The organism is Streptomyces sp. SID10853, assembly GCF_010548145.1.
Classification (GTDB): domain Bacteria; phylum Actinomycetota; class Actinomycetes; order Streptomycetales; family Streptomycetaceae; genus Streptomyces.
In genome coordinates, this window is record NZ_JAAGLN010000015.1 from 1 (window position 1) to 17,999 (window position 17,999).

A 17,999-nucleotide genomic window follows, 5' to 3' on the forward strand; every position below is an offset into this window, starting at 1 on the left:
CCCTCCAGGGCGCCGAGCCCGGCCGACACGACGGCGTACGGATGGGCGCGGGCGGATGCCGCGACCCGCGTCGCGAGTGTGGAGGCCGCCAGGTCGTGGTCGATCAGCAGCACAAGCGCCGCTTCCAGTGCGGCGAGTGAGGGCGCGTCAGGGGTACGCGCGGTGAGCCGGCGCCAGAACCGGGGCGCGAGCCCCGCACCTCCGGTGCCGCCGGCCTCCTGCCCCTGCCCGGTCCCGTCGCCCCCGTCCCGTGCCCCTGCCACCGGCAATGAGCCCACCAGGGTGGGGATCAGGGCGCGTGCCGTCCCGAGTACGGCGTCCGGTGAGAGATCGAAGCGCAGCGGATCGGCCGCCGAAGCAGCGACGGCCGCCGCCCGCAGCCGGTCCATCGCCGTGCTGTGCGGGGGCAGCGCGCCGACCGCCCGCCGCCCGGCCGCCAGTGTCTCCGGGGGAGCGGTGAAGCGCACACCGGGGCGGAGCGTTCCGGTCCACAGCCATTCGGCCACCTCCTCGTAGCCGTACCGCCCGGCCAGCTCCGCCGCGTCCACCCCGCGGAAGTAGTAGCGGCCGGCCTCCGGGTCGATCAGCGTCACGCCGGTGCGGAAGGCGAGGTCGGTGCCGGCCGGCTGGGGCTCCCGCCGGGCACCGCGTGCGGACAGCGCCTCCACCTCGGCGGCGTCGAAGGTGCTGCCCCGGCCGCCCGGTGCACGACGGCTGCCGAGCTGGCCCCGGCTGACGTACGCGTACACGGTCTCCGGCTTCACCCCGAGGCGGTCGGCCGCCTCCCTGGTGGTCAGCCGCCGGGGTTCCGCTGCCGCTGGTTGATCGCTCATGTGGTTCACCGTATCTACATTGATTCAATCAATATTGACAGGATCAAAGTCAATCATGGACAGTCGAATCAATGAAGAGGGGACGCGTCACCGGACCCGTCTGGGGAGGCGCGCTTGACCAAGGAGACAGCCATGTCCACCATCACCGCCCCACGAGGGCTCGCGGGCGTAGTCGTCACGGACACCGAACTGGGCGATGTGCGCGGCCGTGAGGGCTTCTACCACTACCGGCAGTACTCGGCGGTCGAGCTCGCCCGCCTCCGCACCTTCGAGGACGTCTGGTATCTGATGGTCCACGGCGAACTCCCCGACGCCGCTAGGCGTGCGGAATTCACCGCCAGGACGGCCGGGCTCCGCCGGCTCCCCGCCGCGGTCCGGGAGGCGCTGCCCGCCATCGCCCGCGCCGGCTCCGGTCCGCTCGCCGGGCTGCGGACCGCGCTCTCCCTGCTCGGCGCCGACGCGGACTTCCGGCCGGTCTACGACATCGACGCGGAGCGCCGGGTCGACGACACCCTCACCGCCTGCGCGGTCGTGCCGACGCTGCTGGCCGCGCTGTACCGCATCGGTCAGGGCCTGGAGCCCGTCGAGCCGCGTGACGACCTGCCCGCTGCGGCCAACTACCTCTACATGATCACCGGTTCGGAGCCGGACCCGGACCGGGCGCGCGCCGTCGAGCAGTACCTCGTCTCGACCGTGGACCACGGCTTCAACGCCTCCACGTTCACCGCCCGGGTCATCGCGTCCACCGGCGCCGATGTGGCGGCCTGCCTGGTCGGCGCGGTGGGTGCACTCTCCGGGCCGCTGCACGGCGGGGCGCCGAGCCGGGCGCTCGACACCCTCGACGCGATCGGCACACCGGACCGCATCGACCCGTGGATACGGGAGAGGGTGCTGGCCGGCGACCGGATCATGGGCTTCGGACATCCCGTCTACCGCACCGACGACCCCCGCTCGCGGATGCTCCGGGAGATCGCCCAGGGGTTCGGCGGACCGCTCGTGGACTTCGCCGTCCAGGTCGAGGAGCGGGTGGAGGCACTGCTCGCCGAACTGAAACCCGGCCGTGAACTGCACACCAACGTCGAGTTCTACGCCGGGGTCGTCATGGAGCAGTGCGGGCTGCCGCGCGAGATGTTCACGCCGACCTTCTGCGTGGCCCGGGTGATCGGCTGGAGCGCCAACATCCTGGAGCAGGCGGCCGACTCCAAGATCATCCGGCCTGCGGCCCGCTATGTGGGGCCGCCCCCGCCGCAGCCGGTGCCGGCCATCGGCTGACCTGCCGGGGCCGGTGTGCGGCTCGATTAGGATCGGTGCCCATGTCCAGGAAACCCGTGCCCGTCGTCGTCCTCGCGGGATTCCTCGGTTCCGGCAAGACCACGCTGCTCAACCATCTGCTCCGGCAGAGCCGGGGCACCCGGATCGGCGCCGTCGTCAATGACTTCGGCGCCATCGAGATCGACGCGATGACCGTCGCGGGACAGGTCGACTCGATGGTCTCGCTCGGCGACGGCTGTCTGTGCTGCGCCGTCGACACCAGCGAACTCGACGAGTATCTGGGCCGCCTCTCCCGCCCCGACCTGCGGATCGACGTCATCGTCATCGAGGCGAGCGGTCTCGCGGAGCCGCAGGAGCTGATCAGGATGATCCTGGCGAGCGGGAATCCGGAGATCGTGTACGGAGGGCTCGTCCAGGTCGTCGACGCCGCCGAGTTCGACGCGACCCGCAGCCGCCACCCCGAGACCGACCGCCATCTGACCCTCGCCGACCTGGTCGTCCTCAACAAGGCGGACCGGGTGGACGAGGCGGACCGCGCCCGTATCCGCGCCGCGGTCGGCGAGCATGCCGTCGGGGTGCCGGTGGTGACCGCCGAGTACGGGCAGATCGACCCGGGGCTGCTGATCGACCGCAGACCGGCCGGTGAGCGCGTCGGCCAGCTCTCCTTCGACGACCTGCGCGATGACACGGAGCGCGGCGGCGGTGATCGCAGCGGGGACGGTGATCACAGCGGCGGCGGTGACCACAGGGATAGCGGTGATCACAGCGGTCATCTGCACGCGCACTACGAGAGCGTCGGCTTCGTCTCGGCCGAGCCGATGAACCCCCGGCGGCTGATGGAGTTCCTGGACGCCCGCCCCGACGGCCTCTACCGCATCAAGGGATTCGTCCACTTCGGGGTCCCCGGCCACCCGGAGAAATACACCCTGCACGCGGTGGGCAGCTTCCTGCGCTTCTATCCCGCACCCCGGGCAGCTGGGCCCGGGACCGACGAGCCCCGTACCGAGCTGGTTCTCATCGGGTCGGGTATCGACGCCGAAGCCGTACGTGAACGGCTCGACGGCTGCCGGGAGTACGCACCGCGGGACGTCCCCGCCGAAGCCATGTGGGGTGTCCTGCGGTATGTGCCCGGCCTCTCCGAAGGGCCCGCCGAACCGGACGGGACCGAAGAAGAGGCCGGGCTGCCGTACTGAGCCGCGGGCTACACCGGGCCCGCGAGCTTCGCCACCGCCGAGGTGAGCGGCAGGCCCGAGCCGTCGCGGCGCGGGTCCGGCTCCGGCAGTTCGGCCGGGGCGCCGTTCGCGGCGGCGGCCCGCACCGGGGTCTCGCCCGCCCAGGCCAGCACCAGCAGATCCTCGCCCTTCAGGAAGCGCTGGCAGCGCACCCCGCCGGTCGCCCGGCCCTTGCGCGGATACTGGTCGAACGGGGTCAGCTTCGCCGTGCGCACCGAGTCGTCCAGGGTGCCGTGCGAACTCGCGACCGTGAACACCACCGCACCGGCCGCCGGATCCACCGCGGTGAACGAGATCACCTTGGCCCCCTCGGCCAGCTTGATGCCCGCCATACCGCCCGCGGGCCGGCCCTGCGGCCTGACCTGCCCGGCCGGATAGCGCAACAGCTGTGCGTCGTCCGTGATGAAGACCAGGTCCTCGTCGCCGGTGCGCAGCTCGGCGGCGCCGACGATCCGGTCGCCGTCGCGCAGACCGATGACCTCCAACTCGTCCTTGTGAGCCGGGTAGTCGGGCACCACCCGCTTGACGATGCCCTGTTCGGTACCGATCGCCAGACCCGGTGACGACTCGTCGACCGTGGTGAGACAGACGACCCGCTCACCGTCGGCGAGTGAGACGAACTCCGCGATCTGCGCACCGCCCGCCAGGCTGGGCGCGGACGCCGTGTCCGGCAGCTGCGGCAGGTCGATCACCGCCAGCCGCAGCAGCCGGCCGGCCGATGTCACCACACCGATGTCGCCGCGCGCCGTCGCGGGAACGGCCGAGACCACCACATCGTGCTTGGTGCGCTTCTGCCCCTCCGTGCTGAGCGTTTCCGCGGTCGCCGTACGCGCCAGGAGCCCGGTGGAGGACAGCAGCACCCGGCACGGGTCGTCGGCGACCTCCAGGGATGCCGCGGCGACCGGGGTGCCCGCCGACTCCAGCAGTACGGTGCGGCGGTCGGTGGAGAACTTCTTCGCCACCGCGGCCAGTTCGGAGGAGACCAGCTTGCGCAGCTCCGCGTCCGACTCCAGGATCCGGGTCAGCTCCTCGATCTCCTGGTTCAGCCGGTCGCGCTCGCTCTCCAGCTCGATCCGGTCGAACTTGGTGAGCCGGCGCAGCGGAGTGTCCAGGATGTACTGGGTCTGGATCTCGCTCAGCGAGAAGTGCGAGATCAGCCGCTCCTTGGCCTGCGCCGAATTGTCGCTGGAGCGGATGAGGCGGATGACCTCGTCGATGTCGAGCAGCGCCACGAGCAGCCCGAGGACCAGATGCAGCCGGTCCTGCCGCTTGGTCCTGCGGAACTCGCTGCGCCGTCTGACCACCGAGAAGCGGTGGTCGAGATAGACCTCAAGGAGCTCCTTGAGGCCCAGCGTCAGCGGCTGCCCGTCGACCAGCGCCACGTTGTTGATCCCGAAGGACTCCTCCATCGGGGTGAGCTTGTAGAGCTGCTCCAGCACGGCCTCGGGCACGAAGCCGTTCTTGATCTCGATGACCAGCCGCAGCCCGTGCGCCCGGTCGGTGAGGTCCTTCAGGTCGGCGATGCCCTGGAGCTTCTTCGACGCCACCAGGTCCTTGATCTTGGCACGGACCTTCTCCGGGCCGACCGCGAAGGGTAGTTCGGTGACGACGATGCCCTTGCGGCGCGGAGTGACGTTCTCCACGGTGGCCGTCGCGCGGATCTTGAAGGTGCCGCGGCCGCGCTCGTACGCGTCCCTGATCCCGTCGAGACCCACGATCCGGCCGCCGGTGGGCAGGTCGGGGCCCGGCACGAAGCGCATCAGGGTGTCGAGGTCGGCGCCCGGGTGCTTGATCAGATGGCGGGCCGCCGCGATGATCTCGCCCAGATTGTGCGGGGGCATATTGGTCGCCATCCCGACCGCGATCCCGGACGAGCCGTTCACCAGCAGGTTCGGATAGGCCGCCGGGAGCACGACGGGCTCGCGCTCCTGACCGTCGTAATTGGGCTCGAAGTCGACGGTGTTCTCGTCGATCGACTCCGTCATCAGTGACGTGGCGTCAGCCATCCGGCACTCGGTGTACCGCATCGCGGCCGGCGGGTCGTCATTGCCGAGCGAACCGAAGTTCCCGTGCCCGTCGACCAGCGGGAGCCGCATCGAGAAGGACTGCGAGAGCCGCACCAGGGCGTCGTAGATCGACGCGTCGCCGTGCGGGTGCAGCTTGCCCATGACCTCGCCGACGACCCGGGCGCACTTCACATAGCTGCGGTCGGGGCGCAGCCCCATCTCGTTCATCTGGTAGAGAATGCGCCGGTGTACGGGCTTCATACCGTCACGGGCGTCCGGCAGGGCCCGTGAGTAGATCACCGAGTACGCGTACTCCAGGAAGGAGCCCTGCATTTCATCGACCACGTCGATGTCGAGAATCTTCTCCTCGAAGTCCTCCGGAGGCGGGGTCTTCGTGCTGCGGCGGGCCATCGCTGCTGCGGCTCCTTCACGTGCCTGGTCCGGTACTGACGCCGACCATTGTGGACTGTCCCACTGACAACACCGACCGCGACCCGTGCACACCGGGATGGCTCCCGGCTGTCGGCGCGCTTGCATACAGTGGCAGGACTGCATTTCAACGCGGTCAACACACGCGATCGAAGGGACGTACATGCCCATGGGTCACACGGCCACAGCCGAGGCCGGTTCCGGCGGCCTGACAGCGACCGAGCACCGGCTGGCCAACGGCCTGCGGGTGGTGCTCTCCGAGGACCACCTGACCCCGGTCGCCGCGGTCTGCCTCTGGTACGACGTCGGTTCACGCCACGAGGTCAAGGGGCGCACCGGGCTCGCCCACCTCTTCGAGCACCTGATGTTCCAGGGATCGGGACAGGTCGAGGGCAACGGCCACTTCGAGCTGGTGCAGGGGGCAGGGGGCTCGCTCAACGGCACCACCAGCTTCGAGCGCACCAACTACTTCGAGACGATGCCCACCCACCAGCTGGAGTTGGCGCTCTGGCTGGAGGCCGACCGGATGGGCTCCCTCCTCGCCGCGCTCGACGAGGAGTCCATGGAGAACCAGCGGGACGTCGTCAAGAACGAACGCCGCCAGCGCTACGACAACGTGCCGTACGGCACGGCGTTCGAGAAGCTGACCGCCCTCTCCTACCCGGAGGGCCACCCGTACCACCACACGCCGATCGGCTCCATGGCGGACCTGGACGCGGCGACGCTGGAGGACGCCCGAGCGTTCTTCCGTACGAACTACGCCCCCAACAACGCGGTGCTGTCGATCGTCGGCGACATCGACCCGGAGCAGACCCTCGCCTGGGTCGAGAAGTACTTCGGCACCATCCCCTCCCACGACGGCAAGCAGCCGCCGCGGGACGGCTCCCTGCCCGACACCCTCGGCGGTGAGGTGCGCGAGGAGCTGTACGAGGAGGTGCCGTCGCGTGCCCTGATGGCCGCCTACCGGCTCCCCGAGGACGGCACCCGTGCGTGTGACGCGGCGGACATCGCGCTGACCATCCTGGGCGGCGGCGAGTCGTCGCTGCTCCACAACAGGCTGGTGCGCCGGGACCGCACGGCGGTCGCCGCGGGCTTCGGTCTGCTGCGGCTCTCCGGCGCCCCCTCGCTCGGCTGGCTGGACGTCAAGACGTCGGGCGGTGTCGAGGTCCCGCAGATCGAGGCGGCCGTCGACGAGGAGCTGGCCCGCTTCGCCGCCGAAGGCCCCACGGCCGAGGAGATGGAGCGCGCACAGGCCCAGCTGGAGCGGGAGTGGCTCGACCGGCTCGGTACGGTCGCCGGCCGCGCCGACGAACTGTGCAGGTACGCCGTGCTGTTCGGCGACCCGCAGCTGGCGCTGACCGCGGTGGGCCGGGTGCTGGACATCACGGCCGCCGAGGTGCAGGAGGTCGCGAAGGCCCGGCTGCGCCCCGACAACAGGGCTGTGCTGGTGTACGAGCCCGTCACCGCCGATGAGCCCGAAGAGACCAGTGCGGACGGCGTATCCGACGAGGCCACCGCAGCCACCGAGAGCACAGAGGCGGACCAGTGACCGACCCCGCGGCCGTGATGATGACCTTCCACCCGCAGCCCCAGGCGGGTGCCCCCAGGCCCTGGGCCTTCCCGGCCCCCGAGCGCTCCACCCTGCCCAACGGCCTGACGGTGCTGCGCTGCGACCGTCCCGGACAGCAGGTGATCGCCGTCGAGATCAGCCTCGACGCCCCGCTGGACGCCGAGCCCGAGGGGCTCGACGGTATCGCCACGATCATGGCGAGGGCCTTCTCGGAGGGCACCGACAAGCACAGCGCGGAGGAGTTCGCCGCCGAGCTCGAGCGCTGCGGCGCCACCCTCGACGCGCACGCGGACCACCCCGGTGTCCGGGTCTCCCTCGAAGTGCCGGTGTCCCGGCTGCCGAAGGCCCTCGGCCTGCTCGCCGACGCGCTGCGGGCGCCCGCCTTCGCGCCGAGCGAGGTCGAGCGGATCGTGGGCAACCGGCTGGACGAGATCCCGCACGAGCTGGCCAACCCGGCCCGCCGGGCCGCCAAGCAGCTCTCCAGGGAGCTGTTCCCGGCCACCGCGCGGATGTCGCGTCCGCGTCAGGGCACCGAGGAGACGGTGGCGCGTATCGACGCGGCCGCCGTCCGCGCCTTCTACGACGCGTACGTGCGGCCGTCCACCGCCACCGCCGTGGTCGTCGGCGACCTGACGGGGACGGACCTGGACGCGGTGCTCGCCGAGACCCTCGGCGAGTGGAAGGGCAACGCGGGCACGCCACGCCCGGTGCCCGCGATCACCGCCGACGACACCGGCCGGGTGGTCGTCGTGGACCGCCCCGGAGCGGTCCAGACGCAGCTGCTGATCGGCCGGATCGGCGCCGACCGGCACGACCGTGTCTGGCCCGCGCAGGTCCTCGGCACGTACTGCCTGGGCGGCACGCTCACCTCCCGTCTCGACCGTGTCCTGCGCGAGGAGAAGGGCTACACCTACGGCGTCCGTGCCTTCAGCCAGGTGCTCCGCTCGGCCCCTGACGGGACGGGCGCCGCGATGCTCGCCATCAGCGGTTCGGTGGACACCGAGTCGACCGGGCCGGCGCTGGACGACCTCTGGAAGGTGCTGAGGACGCTCGCAGCGGGCGGTCTCACCGACGCGGAGCGGGACGTCGCCGTACAGAATCTGGTGGGCGTCGCCCCGCTGAAGTACGAGACGGCGGCCGCGGTGGCGGGCACGCTCGCCGACCAGGTCGAGCAGCATCTGCCGGACGACTTCCAGGCGCAGCTGTACGCGCGGCTGGCCGCGACCGGCACGGTCGAGGCGACCGCCGCCGTGGTCTCGGCCTTCCCCGACGACCGGCTGGTGACGGTGCTGGTGGGCGACGCCGCGCAGATCGTGGAGCCGGTCAGGGCGCTGGGCATCGGCGACGTGACCGTGGTCGCGAGCTGAGGGCTTTCGTCCGGATCGTCGTGCGGGGTCAGGGGGCCCGTGCGTGGCAGGGGTCCGGTGGGCGGTGCGCCCGCCGGACCCCGCTCGCTGAACGCTCCCCGGCCCGGCGCTCCCTGTGGGATGTGCGACAAAACCCGCTGTCTGTTTGGCGTGACGACGGCCCACCACTTAGCGTCACACCGCTGTCCGTCGGACGTAAGCCGCAACCGCGGCGCCGGGCAGCGATCGCCGAGTCCCCGTCAGGCGCGAGCCCGGGGAGCCGGGGACCCACGCAGTCCCTGGGGTGAATCGGGACCGCCCCGCCGGGGTGGGCCCGTAGGAGACCTTCCTGCTCCGAACCCGTCAGCTAACCCGGTAGGCGAGAGGGAAGGAAAGGATCCGCTTCTTCATGGCGTTCAGCCGCCCCACCGGTAAGCACCGTGCCCCGAACCGTCCGGCCCGCAGGACCGCGGGCGTCGCCGGAGTCGTCACCCTCGCCACAGCCGGCGTCATCGGCACCCTCGCCTCCCCGGCGATGGCCGACGGCGCGCAGGTCTCCACCGCACAGGAAGCCCGTCTCGACCGGACCATCCTCGTCGGTGACACCCTCGCCGACGAGATAGCCGCCCAGGCCACCGCACAGCAGCACGAGGCCGCCCACGCCGAGGCCGTCGCGAAAGCCAGGGCCGCCGCCGCCAAGGCGAAGGCCGAGCGGGAGCGCAAGGCCGAGGCGGCCAAGCAGCGCGCCGCCCGGGACGCCGCCCGCAAGCGTCTCAACGCCTTCGTGGCCCCGGTCGCCCACTCGTACGTCTCCACCGGCTACAAGACCGGCGGCAGTCTCTGGTCGTCCGGCAGCCACACCGGCATCGACTTCCACGCCGCCAGTGGCACCCCGGTCCACGCCGTCGGCGCTGGCACGGTCGTGGAGGCCGGCTGGGGCGGCGCGTACGGGAACAACATCGTCATCCGGATGCACGACGGCACGTACACGCAGTACGGCCACCTCTCGTCCATCGGCGTCTCGGTCGGCCAGACCGTCACATCGGACCAGCGGATCGCGCTCTCCGGCGCCACCGGCAATGTCACGGGCCCGCACCTCCACTTCGAGGCCCGCACCGGCCCCGACTACGGCTCGGACATCGACCCCGTCGCGTATCTGCGCTCGCACGGCGTCCACGTCTGACCCCGCTGTCCGCAGCGCCGCTGTCCCGCGTGCTGTGCTCGCGGCCGGTTTTTACCTGGCCAAAAGATATCCATGATTTACCGGGGGCCCTCCGGAATTCGGCTGCCCTGCCATAGAGTCGCCGCACAGGTGTGGACAGACCGCGATATGCGGGCGTCGATGCGGAGGTTCGGTCATGCGCATTCCCGCGCATTCGGTATGCACGGCAATCCGTGACGACATCATCTCGGGGGTGTACGAGCGGGGCGGCCGGCTGACCGAAGAGGTGCTCGCGCGCCGTTACGGTGTCTCCCGTGTCCCGGTCCGTGAGGCCCTGCGGACCCTGGAGTCCGAGGGGTTCGTGGTCACCCGCCGCCATGCCGGGGCCTGTGTCGCCGAACCGACGGAGCGGGAGGCGGCCGACCTGCTGGAGATACGGATGCTGCTGGAGCCGATGGGTGCGGCGCGCGCCGCGCAGCGGCGGACCGAAGCGCATCTGAAGGTGCTCCGTGGCCTGGTCAGGCTGGGCCAGGAGCGGGCCAGGCGTGGTCAGGGCGAGGATCTGCGGTCGCTCGGCGGATGGTTCCACGAGACGCTCGCGCAGGCGTCGGGCAGCTCAGCGCTGACCACGCTGCTCGGTCAGCTGAGGCAGAAGATCAGCTGGATGTACGCCGTCGAACAGCCGGTCCTTCCGGTCGCGTCCTGGGCCGAGCACGGCTCGATCGTGGACGCGGTGGCGCGCGGCGACGCGGAGCGGGCCCGCGCCCTGACCGCGCTGCACGGTGAGCGTGCCACGGCGGCGCACCGGCTGCGGAGGCAGGGCCGCGTGAGCGATTCGCAACATGCTGTAAACATCGCGGGCATCAGCGATTAACACCGCTGCCGTATACAGAGAGGAAGCATTTTTGGTGCAGCCTTTCCGTGCGGCCCTGCGTGTCTTTTTATGTTCTGCTTTTCCGATTCCAGGAAAGACGGAAAACGAAGAGCCGCAGTGACCGAATTCGGATCACTGCGGCCCGGTGTACAGCAAGGGCCCGCTGCAGAGCAGGGGCGCTGTGTGCGGCGGGGATGCCTCAGACGGTCTCGGGGAGTTCGTCGAGCCCGTCGGCGACCAGCTTCGCCAGCCGGTCCAGAGCGGCGTCGGCGCCGTCCACGTCCGAGGTGAGCACGATCTCCTCGCCGCCCTCCACGCCCAGGCCGAGGACGGCGAGCATCGACGCCGCGTTCACCGGCTTGCTGCCGTTCTTCGCGATCGTCACCGGGACGCCGGAAGCCGTGCTGGCACGGACGAAGATGGAGGCCGGACGGGCGTGCAGGCCCTCGGTCCAGCCGACCTTGACGCGACGCTCAGCCATGGTGTTGCCCTTCGAGTTCTGCGACTGTTGTCTAGACCATTCTTGCATGCGTGGGGCGCGTGGTGAGGGCGCTGCCGGATCCCACACTGCACCGCCCGCCGTACCACCGCGACCCGTACGCTTTCAGCATGCAGCCCCCGCTGGAGGAGAACCGACACCAGGAGTACCCGGCCCACTGGGAAGCGGATGTGGTGCTGCGGGACGGTGGTACCGCGCGGATCCGGCCGATCACCACCGAGGACGCCGACCGGCTGGTCAGCTTCTACGAGCTGGTCTCGCCCGAGTCGAAGTACTACCGCTTCTTCGCTCCGTACCCCCGGCTCTCCGCCAAGGACGTCCACCGCTTCACCCATCACGACTACGTCGACCGGGTGGGTCTCGCCGCGACCGTCAACGGCGAGTTCATCGCGACCGTCCGCTACGACCGGATCGGCGCCCACGAGGCCGAGGTCGCCTTCCTCGTCCAGGACGCCCACCAGGGGCGGGGTGTGGCCTCCGCGCTGCTCGAACATATCGCCGCGGTCGCCAGGGAGCGCGAGGTCAGCCGCTTCGTCGCCGAAGTCCTGCCCGCCAACAACAAAATGATCAAGGTCTTCACGGACGCCGGCTACGAGCAGAAGCGCAGCTTCGAGGACGGCTCGGTCCACCTCACCTTCGACCTGGAACCCACCGAGGCGTCCCTCGCCGTCCAGCGCGCCCGCGAACAGCGAGCTGAGGCGCGGTCGGTGCAGCGACTCCTTTCGCCCCGTTCCGTCGCCGTCGTCGGAGTGGGGCGCGCACCCGGCGGGGTCGGGCGCGCCGTCCTGCGCAATCTGCACGGCTCCGGTTTCACCGGGCGCACCTACGCGGTGAACCGCGCCTTCCCCGACAGCCTCACCGAAGTGGACGGCGCCCCGGCCCACCGCTCGGTGGCGTCCGTCGCCGCCACCGGGGACGCGGTCGACCTGGTGGTCGTCGCCGTCCCGGCCGCCCAGGTGTCCGACGTGGTCGACGACTGCGGGGCGAGCGGGGTGCAGGGGCTCGTCGTGATCTCCGCCGGTTACGCGGAGAGCGGGCCCGAAGGACTGCTGCGCCAGCGCCAACTGCTGCGCCGCGCCCGTTCGTACGGCATGCGCGTCATCGGGCCGAACGCCTTCGGCCTCATCAACACCGCGGAAGCCGTCCGGCTGAACGCCTCGCTGGCCCCCGAGTCCCCGGCACGGGGCCGGATCGGCCTCTTCACCCAGTCCGGTGCGATCGGCATCGCCCTGCTCTCCGCGCTGCACCGGCGCGGCGCCGGGCTCTCCTCCTTCATCTCGGCCGGCAACCGCGCCGATCTGTCGGGCAACGACTTCCTCCAGTACTGGCACGACGACCCGGACACCGACGTCGCCCTGCTCTACCTCGAATCGATCGGCAATCCCCGCAAGTTCACCCGTCTCGCCCGGCGTACCGCGGCGGTGAAGCCGGTCGTGGTCGTCAAGGGCGCCCGGCACAGCGGTAGCGCCCCACCCGGCCACGCGGTCCCGGTCACGCGTGTCCCGGACGCCACCGTCTCGGCGCTGCTGCGGCAGGCCGGGGTGGTCAGGGTCGACACCGTCACCGAACTCGTCGACGCAGGTCTGCTGCTCGCGGACCAGCCGCTGCCCGCAGGACCGCGCGTCGCGATCCTCGGCAACTCCGAGTCGCTCGGCCTGCTCACCTACGACGCCTGCCTCACCGAGCGGCTGCGCCCGCTGTCGCCCGTCGACCTGACGACCGACGCGACCCCGAGGGACTTTCGCGACGCGCTCGGCCGGGCCCTTGCGGACGACGGCTGCGACGCGGTGCTGGTCACGGCCATCCCCTGGGTGGGCGAGAACGGCGTGACCGAGTCGGGCGACGGCGAGGTGCTGGCCGCTGCCCTGCGCGAGGCGGCAGCAGGCGCCCCCGCCAAGCCGGTCGCCGTGGTGCATCTGGAGATCGGCGGCCTCGCCGAGGCGCTGGCCGAAGCCAGCGGCACGGTGCGCCCGCGCGGCACGGCCACGGCGGCCCCGGACAGCGACGGGGGAGAGGCACCGTTCGCACCGGCGGCTGACACGGACACGGACACCGGCACCGGCACCGCCCATGCGGCTGATACGGACACAGGCACGGGCACCGGCACCACCCACGCGGCTGACACGGACACAGGCACGGACGACACAGGCACGGGCGCCGGCAACGGCACCGGCACCGGCACCGGCACCGCCCATGCGGCTGACACCGGCACCGACCCCATCAGCACCGCCGCCCCGTCCGAGGACACCGTGCCCCCGCCCCTCCGTACCCGTGGCATCCCCGCCTACCCGGCCGCCGAGCGGGCCGTCCGCGCGCTCGCCCAGGCCGTCCGGTACGCGCAGTGGCGCCGTGAGTCCGCCGAGCCCGGCCGGGTCCCCGAGTACGACGACATCGACGAGAACGCCGCCGCCACCCGGATCGAGGAACTGCTCGCCACCGCCCGCGTCGACGTCACACGCGGCCTCGCACTTCCGTCCGACGACGCCTGTGAACTCCTCGGTCTGTACGGCATCCGCGTCCTGCCCGCCCAGCCCGCCCCGGACGCGGACACCGCCGTCGCGGCGGCCGGGCGTCTCGGCTACCCCGTCGCGCTCAAGGCCACGGCCCCCCACCTCCGCCACCGCCCCGACCTCGGCGGTGTGCGCCTCGACATCGGAACCGAGGCGGGGCTGCGCCGCGCCTACGCGGAACTCTCCGGTGACCTCGGCAGCCCGGCCGAGGTCCGGCCCGTGGTGCAGGCGATGGTGGGGCGCGGCGTCGACACCGTCGTACGGTCCGCGATCGACCCCGCCGTCGGGGCCGTCCTCTCCTTCGGCCTGGCCGGGGCGCCGTCCGAGCTGCTCGGTGACACCGCCCACCGCCTCGTCCCGGCCACCGACCGGGACGCCGCAGGGCTCATCAGGAGCATCAGGACCGCCCCCCTCCTGTTCGGCTGGCGTGGCTCGGCACCCGTCGACACCGCGGCTCTCGAAGAGCTGCTGCTGCGGGTGTCGCGGCTGGTGGACGACCACCCCGAAGTGGTGTCCGTCGCTCTCGAACCGGTGGTGGTCGGGCAGAGCGGGCTCTCGGTGCTCGGCGCCGCGGTACGGCTCGCCCCCGCGAACGCGCTCGGCGACCTCGGCCCGCGCCGCCTCCCCAGCTACTGAGGCGGCCCGCGGCCGGGCCCCGTGCGGGCGCTGCTCCGGCGGCCTCTCGCCCCGCAGCCGTCGGTCTAAGATGGAGCCCATGGCGAAGACCGGTACAACGACCCAGGGGCTCCGCGCGGCGATCGAGCGCAGCGGCTACTACCCGGCCCTCGTGGCCGAGGCGGTGGAGGCCGCTGTCGGCGGCGAACCGGTTTCTTCGTACCTGGTGCATCAAGAGACCACGTTCGATTCCAACGAGGTCCGCCGCCATGTCACGGTCCTCGTCCTGACGGGCAACCGTTTCATCGTCAGCCACACCGACGAGCAGGCCGCCGACGGCAGCTCTCCGACGCCGTTCGCCACCACGTCGACCGAGTCGGTGAAGCTGGGCCGGATCTCCTCCGTGGTGCTCAGCCGGGTCGTGGCGAACCCGGAGAAGTACGTTCCCGGCACCCTGCCCCGCGAGGTCGTCCTGACCATCGGCTGGGGCGCGGTCGCCCGGCTCGACCTGGAGCCCGCGGCCTGCGGCGACCCCAACTGCGAGGCGGACCACGGCTATACGGGCAGCTCGACCGCCGACGACCTGAGCCTGCGTGTGAGCGAGGCGGGCGACGGCCCGGACACCGTCCGCCAGACCCTCGCCTTCTCGCAGGCGCTCTCCGAGGCGACCGCGGCGGCCGGCCGCTGATGGCTCTGCCCGACTGGCCGTACGAGGACGACACCGCCCCGCTCGCCCTCTCCAGCGCCCCGGTGCCGGAGTACGGCTCCGGTTCGCTCGCCGACCTGCTGCCGACGCTCGCCGCCGGGCTGGGAGTCCCCGGCTGCACCTCCGCGATCCCGGAACTGGCGCCCGCCGACCGGAATTGCGTCTTCCTGATCGACGGCCTCGGCTGGGAGCAGATCCGCGCCCACCCCGAGGAGGCCCCGTACCTCCACTCGCTGCTGGCGACCTCGCGCGGCGGCACCGGCCGTCCGCTCACCGCCGGCTTCCCCGCCACCACGGCGACCTCGCTCGCCTCGGTCGGCACCGGACTGCCGCCCGGCGCACACGGCCTCACCGGGTACACCACCCGGAACCCGGAGACCGGCGAGCTGATGAACCAGCTGCGCTGGCGCCCCTGGACCGACCCGCACATCTGGCAGCCGTACCCCACGGTCTTCCAGCTCGCCGACGCGGCGGGCGTGCACACCGCGCAGGTCTCGTCGCCGGACTTCCAGAACACCCCGCTCACCAAGATCGCGCTCAGCGGCGGCACCTTCCGCGGCAAACTCACCGGTGAGGACCGGATGGATCTGGCCGCCGCCCAACTGGGCGCAGCCGACCGTTCGTTGATCTACACGTACTACAGCGAGGTGGACGGCAAGGGCCACCGCTTCGGTATGGAATCGGACGCCTGGCGCGGCCAGTTGATGTACGTCGACCGGCTCGTCCAGCGCCTCGCCGAGCAGCTCCCGCCCCGGTCGGCGCTGTATGTCACCGCGGACCACGGCATGATCGACATCCCCTTCGACGAGGAGTCGCGCATCGACTTCGACGAGGACTGGGAACTGGGCGCGGGCGTCGCCCTGCTGGGCGGCGAAGGCAGAGCCCGGCACGTCTACGCGGTACCAGGCGCGCAGAGCGATGTGCTGGCCGTCTGGCGCGAGGTGCTCGGCGAGCAGTTCTGGGTCGCGAGCCGCGACGAGGCCATCGCCGCGGGCTGGTTCGGCCCGGCGGTCGACGAGCGGGTGTACGGCCGGATCGGCGATGTCGTCGCCGCGGCCCACGCCGACGTGGTGATCACCGCGTCCCGCCGTGAGCCCCACGAATCGGCGATGGTCGGCATGCACGGCTCGATGACCCCCGCGGAGCAACTGGTCCCGCTGCTCGAAGTACGCTCGTAACCGCGCCCGGCGCGTTCCCCCGCGCCGCGGACCCGAACTCTCCGCAGACCCGAAAGGCCCGCGACCTCTCATGCCCGAGCTGGTTTTCTTCTCCGGAACGATGGACTGCGGGAAGAGCACACTGGCGCTCCAGATCGGGCACAACCGCTCCGCGCGCGGTCTGCAGGGCGTGATCTTCACCCGCGACGACCGCGCCGGCCAGGGCAAACTCTCCTCCCGCCTCGGCCTGGTGACCGACGCGGTCGAGGCGGCGCCCGGGATGGACCTCTACGCCTATCTGGTGGGCCTGATGTCGCAGGGTGGCAGAGTCGACCATGTCATCGTGGACGAGGCGCAGTTCCTCGCGCCCGAGCAGATCGACCAGCTGGCCCGTGTCGTGGACGACCTGAACCTGGACGTCTTCGCCTTCGGCATCAAGACCGACTTCCGCACCAAGCTCTTCCCCGGCTCACAGCGGCTGATCGAACTCGCGGACCGCATCGAGTCCCTCCAGGTCGAGGCGATGTGCTGGTGCGGCGCCCGGGCCACCCACAACGCCCGTACGGTGGGCGGGGAGATGGTCGTGGAGGGCGAGCAGGTCGTCGTGGGCGACGTCGACCGCTCTGCCGAGGACGTCGGTTACGAGGTCCTCTGCCGGCAGCATCACCGTCGGCGCATGACGAGCGGCGCCGTGAGGGCCGCGGCGCTCTCTCCCGACGTGCTGCCGTCCAACCCGGCCTGATCGGGCGCCTCCCCACGCCGGGCAGAGCTTTCCCCGCCGGCCGGATCCGTGGCCGCGAGGCGCCCGCCGGCGACGCTGACGCACCGTCCGCGATGTGACCGCCCCGCCTCAGGCGCCCGAGGCCCGCAGGGATGTCAGCGCTCCGTCCTGACGACGGTGAAGACCGCACCCTCCGGGTCGGCCACCGTGGCCAGCCGCCCCGTCTCGCCCTGGCGCGGCGGCCGGAGCATCTGCCCGCCCAGCTCGGTCACCCGGTGCACGGCCGCGTCGACGTCCGCCACCTCGAAGTACGTCATCCAGTGCGCGCCCCTGTCGCGGGGCAGCGCCTGACCGACCCCGTGCAGCGAGGCCACGGCCCGCCCCTCCAGATACAGCGTCAGATAGTCGAAGTCGGCCGAGACGACCGCCTCCGTCTCGTAGCCGAACACCGCCCCGTAGAACTTGCCGACCGACCCGGTCTCCCGGGTCACCAGCTCGTTCCACACCGGCGTTCCGGGCGCGCCGTACTCGGCGGTGCCCAGATGGGCCGCCGCCTGCCAGATACCGAAGACCGCGCCGTCCGGGTCCGACCCTATGGCCAGCCGGCCCGCCTCTCCCGCGTCGAGCGGGCCCACCCCGACCGTCCCGCCGCAGTGCCTGACGGCCTCCGCTGTCGCGTCGACGTCGTCGGAGGCCAGATACGTCGTCCAGCCGATCGGCAGATGCCGGTCCGGGGGCATCTGCCCGATCCCCGCGACCTCACGGCCGCCCAGCAGCGCTCGTACGTAGGGGCCCAGCTGCTCGGGACCCGGCCGGAACTCCCAGCCGAACAGGTCGCCGTAGAACTCCTGGGTCTCCGACAGGCCGTGCACCATCAGACTCACCCAGCAAGGGGTTCCGGGCCTGCGCCGCGAGGCTGCCTCGGTCATTTTCGCTCTCTCCTCGGACCATCGGTGGTGGCCGTGCGGGGGTCGGTGTGCCGCCCCCCGCCCAGATGCTTCCACCACCTGCCGCGCGGCGCGCCCCGGCCGCGCCGCATTTTGCATGTTCCAGCAGGAGGATGCCGG

The 17,999-nt window shown here is 71.6% G+C and carries 14 protein-coding genes and 1 riboswitch; of the genes, 10 read left to right on the forward strand and 4 right to left on the reverse strand.

The genetic code is table 11. From position 1 onward, the window contains the following. The coding region (locus G3I19_RS05500; RefSeq protein ID WP_164260073.1) for a citrate/2-methylcitrate synthase at positions 1-833 on the reverse strand (833 nt) is incomplete at its 3' end. Between the two features lie 132 nt (positions 834-965). Here G3I19_RS05500 and G3I19_RS05505 point away from each other — a divergent pair. Then, on the forward strand, positions 966-2,105 hold the full coding sequence (locus G3I19_RS05505; protein WP_164260075.1) for a citrate synthase/methylcitrate synthase: 1,140 nt from the start codon (positions 966-968) through the stop codon (positions 2,103-2,105). Positions 2,106-2,146: 41 nt separating this feature from the next. Continuing rightward, positions 2,147-3,298, forward strand: coding sequence for a CobW family GTP-binding protein (locus tag G3I19_RS05510; protein WP_164260077.1), 1,152 nt, complete (start codon positions 2,147-2,149; stop codon positions 3,296-3,298). 8 nt (positions 3,299-3,306) lie between these two features. Here the strand turns inward: G3I19_RS05510 and G3I19_RS05515 are convergent, their stop codons facing one another. Beyond that, a complete protein-coding gene (locus tag G3I19_RS05515) occupies positions 3,307-5,754 on the reverse strand; it encodes a DNA topoisomerase IV subunit A (protein ID WP_164260079.1) in 2,448 nt (815 codons plus the stop codon). 181 nt (positions 5,755-5,935) lie between these two features. Here G3I19_RS05515 and G3I19_RS05520 point away from each other — a divergent pair, with 181 nt between their 5' ends. From G3I19_RS05520 to G3I19_RS05535, 4 genes are all read left to right on the forward strand, one after another. Then, a complete protein-coding gene (locus G3I19_RS05520; RefSeq protein WP_164260082.1) occupies positions 5,936-7,321 on the forward strand; it encodes a pitrilysin family protein in 1,386 nt (461 codons plus the stop codon). A 20-nt stretch (positions 7,322-7,341) separates the two neighbouring features. Next, entirely contained in the window at positions 7,342-8,709 is a 1,368-nt protein-coding gene (locus G3I19_RS05525; protein ID WP_203599215.1) for a pitrilysin family protein, read from the forward strand. 216 nt (positions 8,710-8,925) lie between these two features. Then, positions 8,926-9,085: riboswitch (cyclic di-AMP (ydaO/yuaA leader) on the forward strand. 12 nt (positions 9,086-9,097) lie between these two features. After that, the gene (locus G3I19_RS05530; protein WP_164260086.1) at positions 9,098-9,871 is read left to right on the forward strand and encodes a M23 family metallopeptidase; all 774 of its coding nucleotides are present in this window, start codon (positions 9,098-9,100) and stop codon (positions 9,869-9,871) included. A gap of 175 nt (positions 9,872-10,046) precedes the next feature. Beyond that, entirely contained in the window at positions 10,047-10,724 is a 678-nt protein-coding gene (locus tag G3I19_RS05535; RefSeq protein WP_164260088.1) for a GntR family transcriptional regulator, read from the forward strand. Between the two features lie 199 nt (positions 10,725-10,923). On the opposite strand, the gene G3I19_RS05540 is transcribed toward G3I19_RS05535, so the two are convergent. Further along, positions 10,924-11,205: an HPr family phosphocarrier protein gene (locus G3I19_RS05540; protein WP_164260090.1), complete on the reverse strand. Its 282-nt coding sequence runs from the start codon at positions 11,203-11,205 to the stop codon at positions 10,924-10,926. A gap of 128 nt (positions 11,206-11,333) precedes the next feature. On the opposite strand from G3I19_RS05540, the gene G3I19_RS05545 reads away from it, so the two are divergent. The 4 genes from G3I19_RS05545 (at position 11,334) to G3I19_RS05560 (ending at position 16,953) form a co-directional block, all read left to right on the forward strand. Beyond that, a complete protein-coding gene (locus G3I19_RS05545; protein ID WP_164260092.1) occupies positions 11,334-14,369 on the forward strand; it encodes a bifunctional GNAT family N-acetyltransferase/acetate--CoA ligase family protein in 3,036 nt (1,011 codons plus the stop codon). A gap of 79 nt (positions 14,370-14,448) precedes the next feature. Then, positions 14,449-15,036: a DUF5998 family protein gene (locus G3I19_RS05550; protein ID WP_164260094.1), complete on the forward strand. Its 588-nt coding sequence runs from the start codon at positions 14,449-14,451 to the stop codon at positions 15,034-15,036. Continuing rightward, a complete protein-coding gene (locus G3I19_RS05555; protein WP_164260096.1) occupies positions 15,036-16,232 on the forward strand; it encodes a nucleotide pyrophosphatase/phosphodiesterase family protein in 1,197 nt (398 codons plus the stop codon). The genes G3I19_RS05550 and G3I19_RS05555 overlap by 1 nt, the downstream gene beginning before the upstream one ends. Before the next feature lie 70 nt (positions 16,233-16,302). After that, a complete protein-coding gene (locus G3I19_RS05560; RefSeq protein ID WP_164260098.1) occupies positions 16,303-16,953 on the forward strand; it encodes a thymidine kinase in 651 nt (216 codons plus the stop codon). Positions 16,954-17,087: 134 nt separating this feature from the next. On the opposite strand, the gene G3I19_RS05565 is transcribed toward G3I19_RS05560, so the two are convergent. Then, entirely contained in the window at positions 17,088-17,861 is a 774-nt protein-coding gene (locus G3I19_RS05565) for a VOC family protein (RefSeq protein ID WP_164260099.1), read from the reverse strand. Between the last annotated feature and the right edge of the window lie 138 nt (positions 17,862-17,999).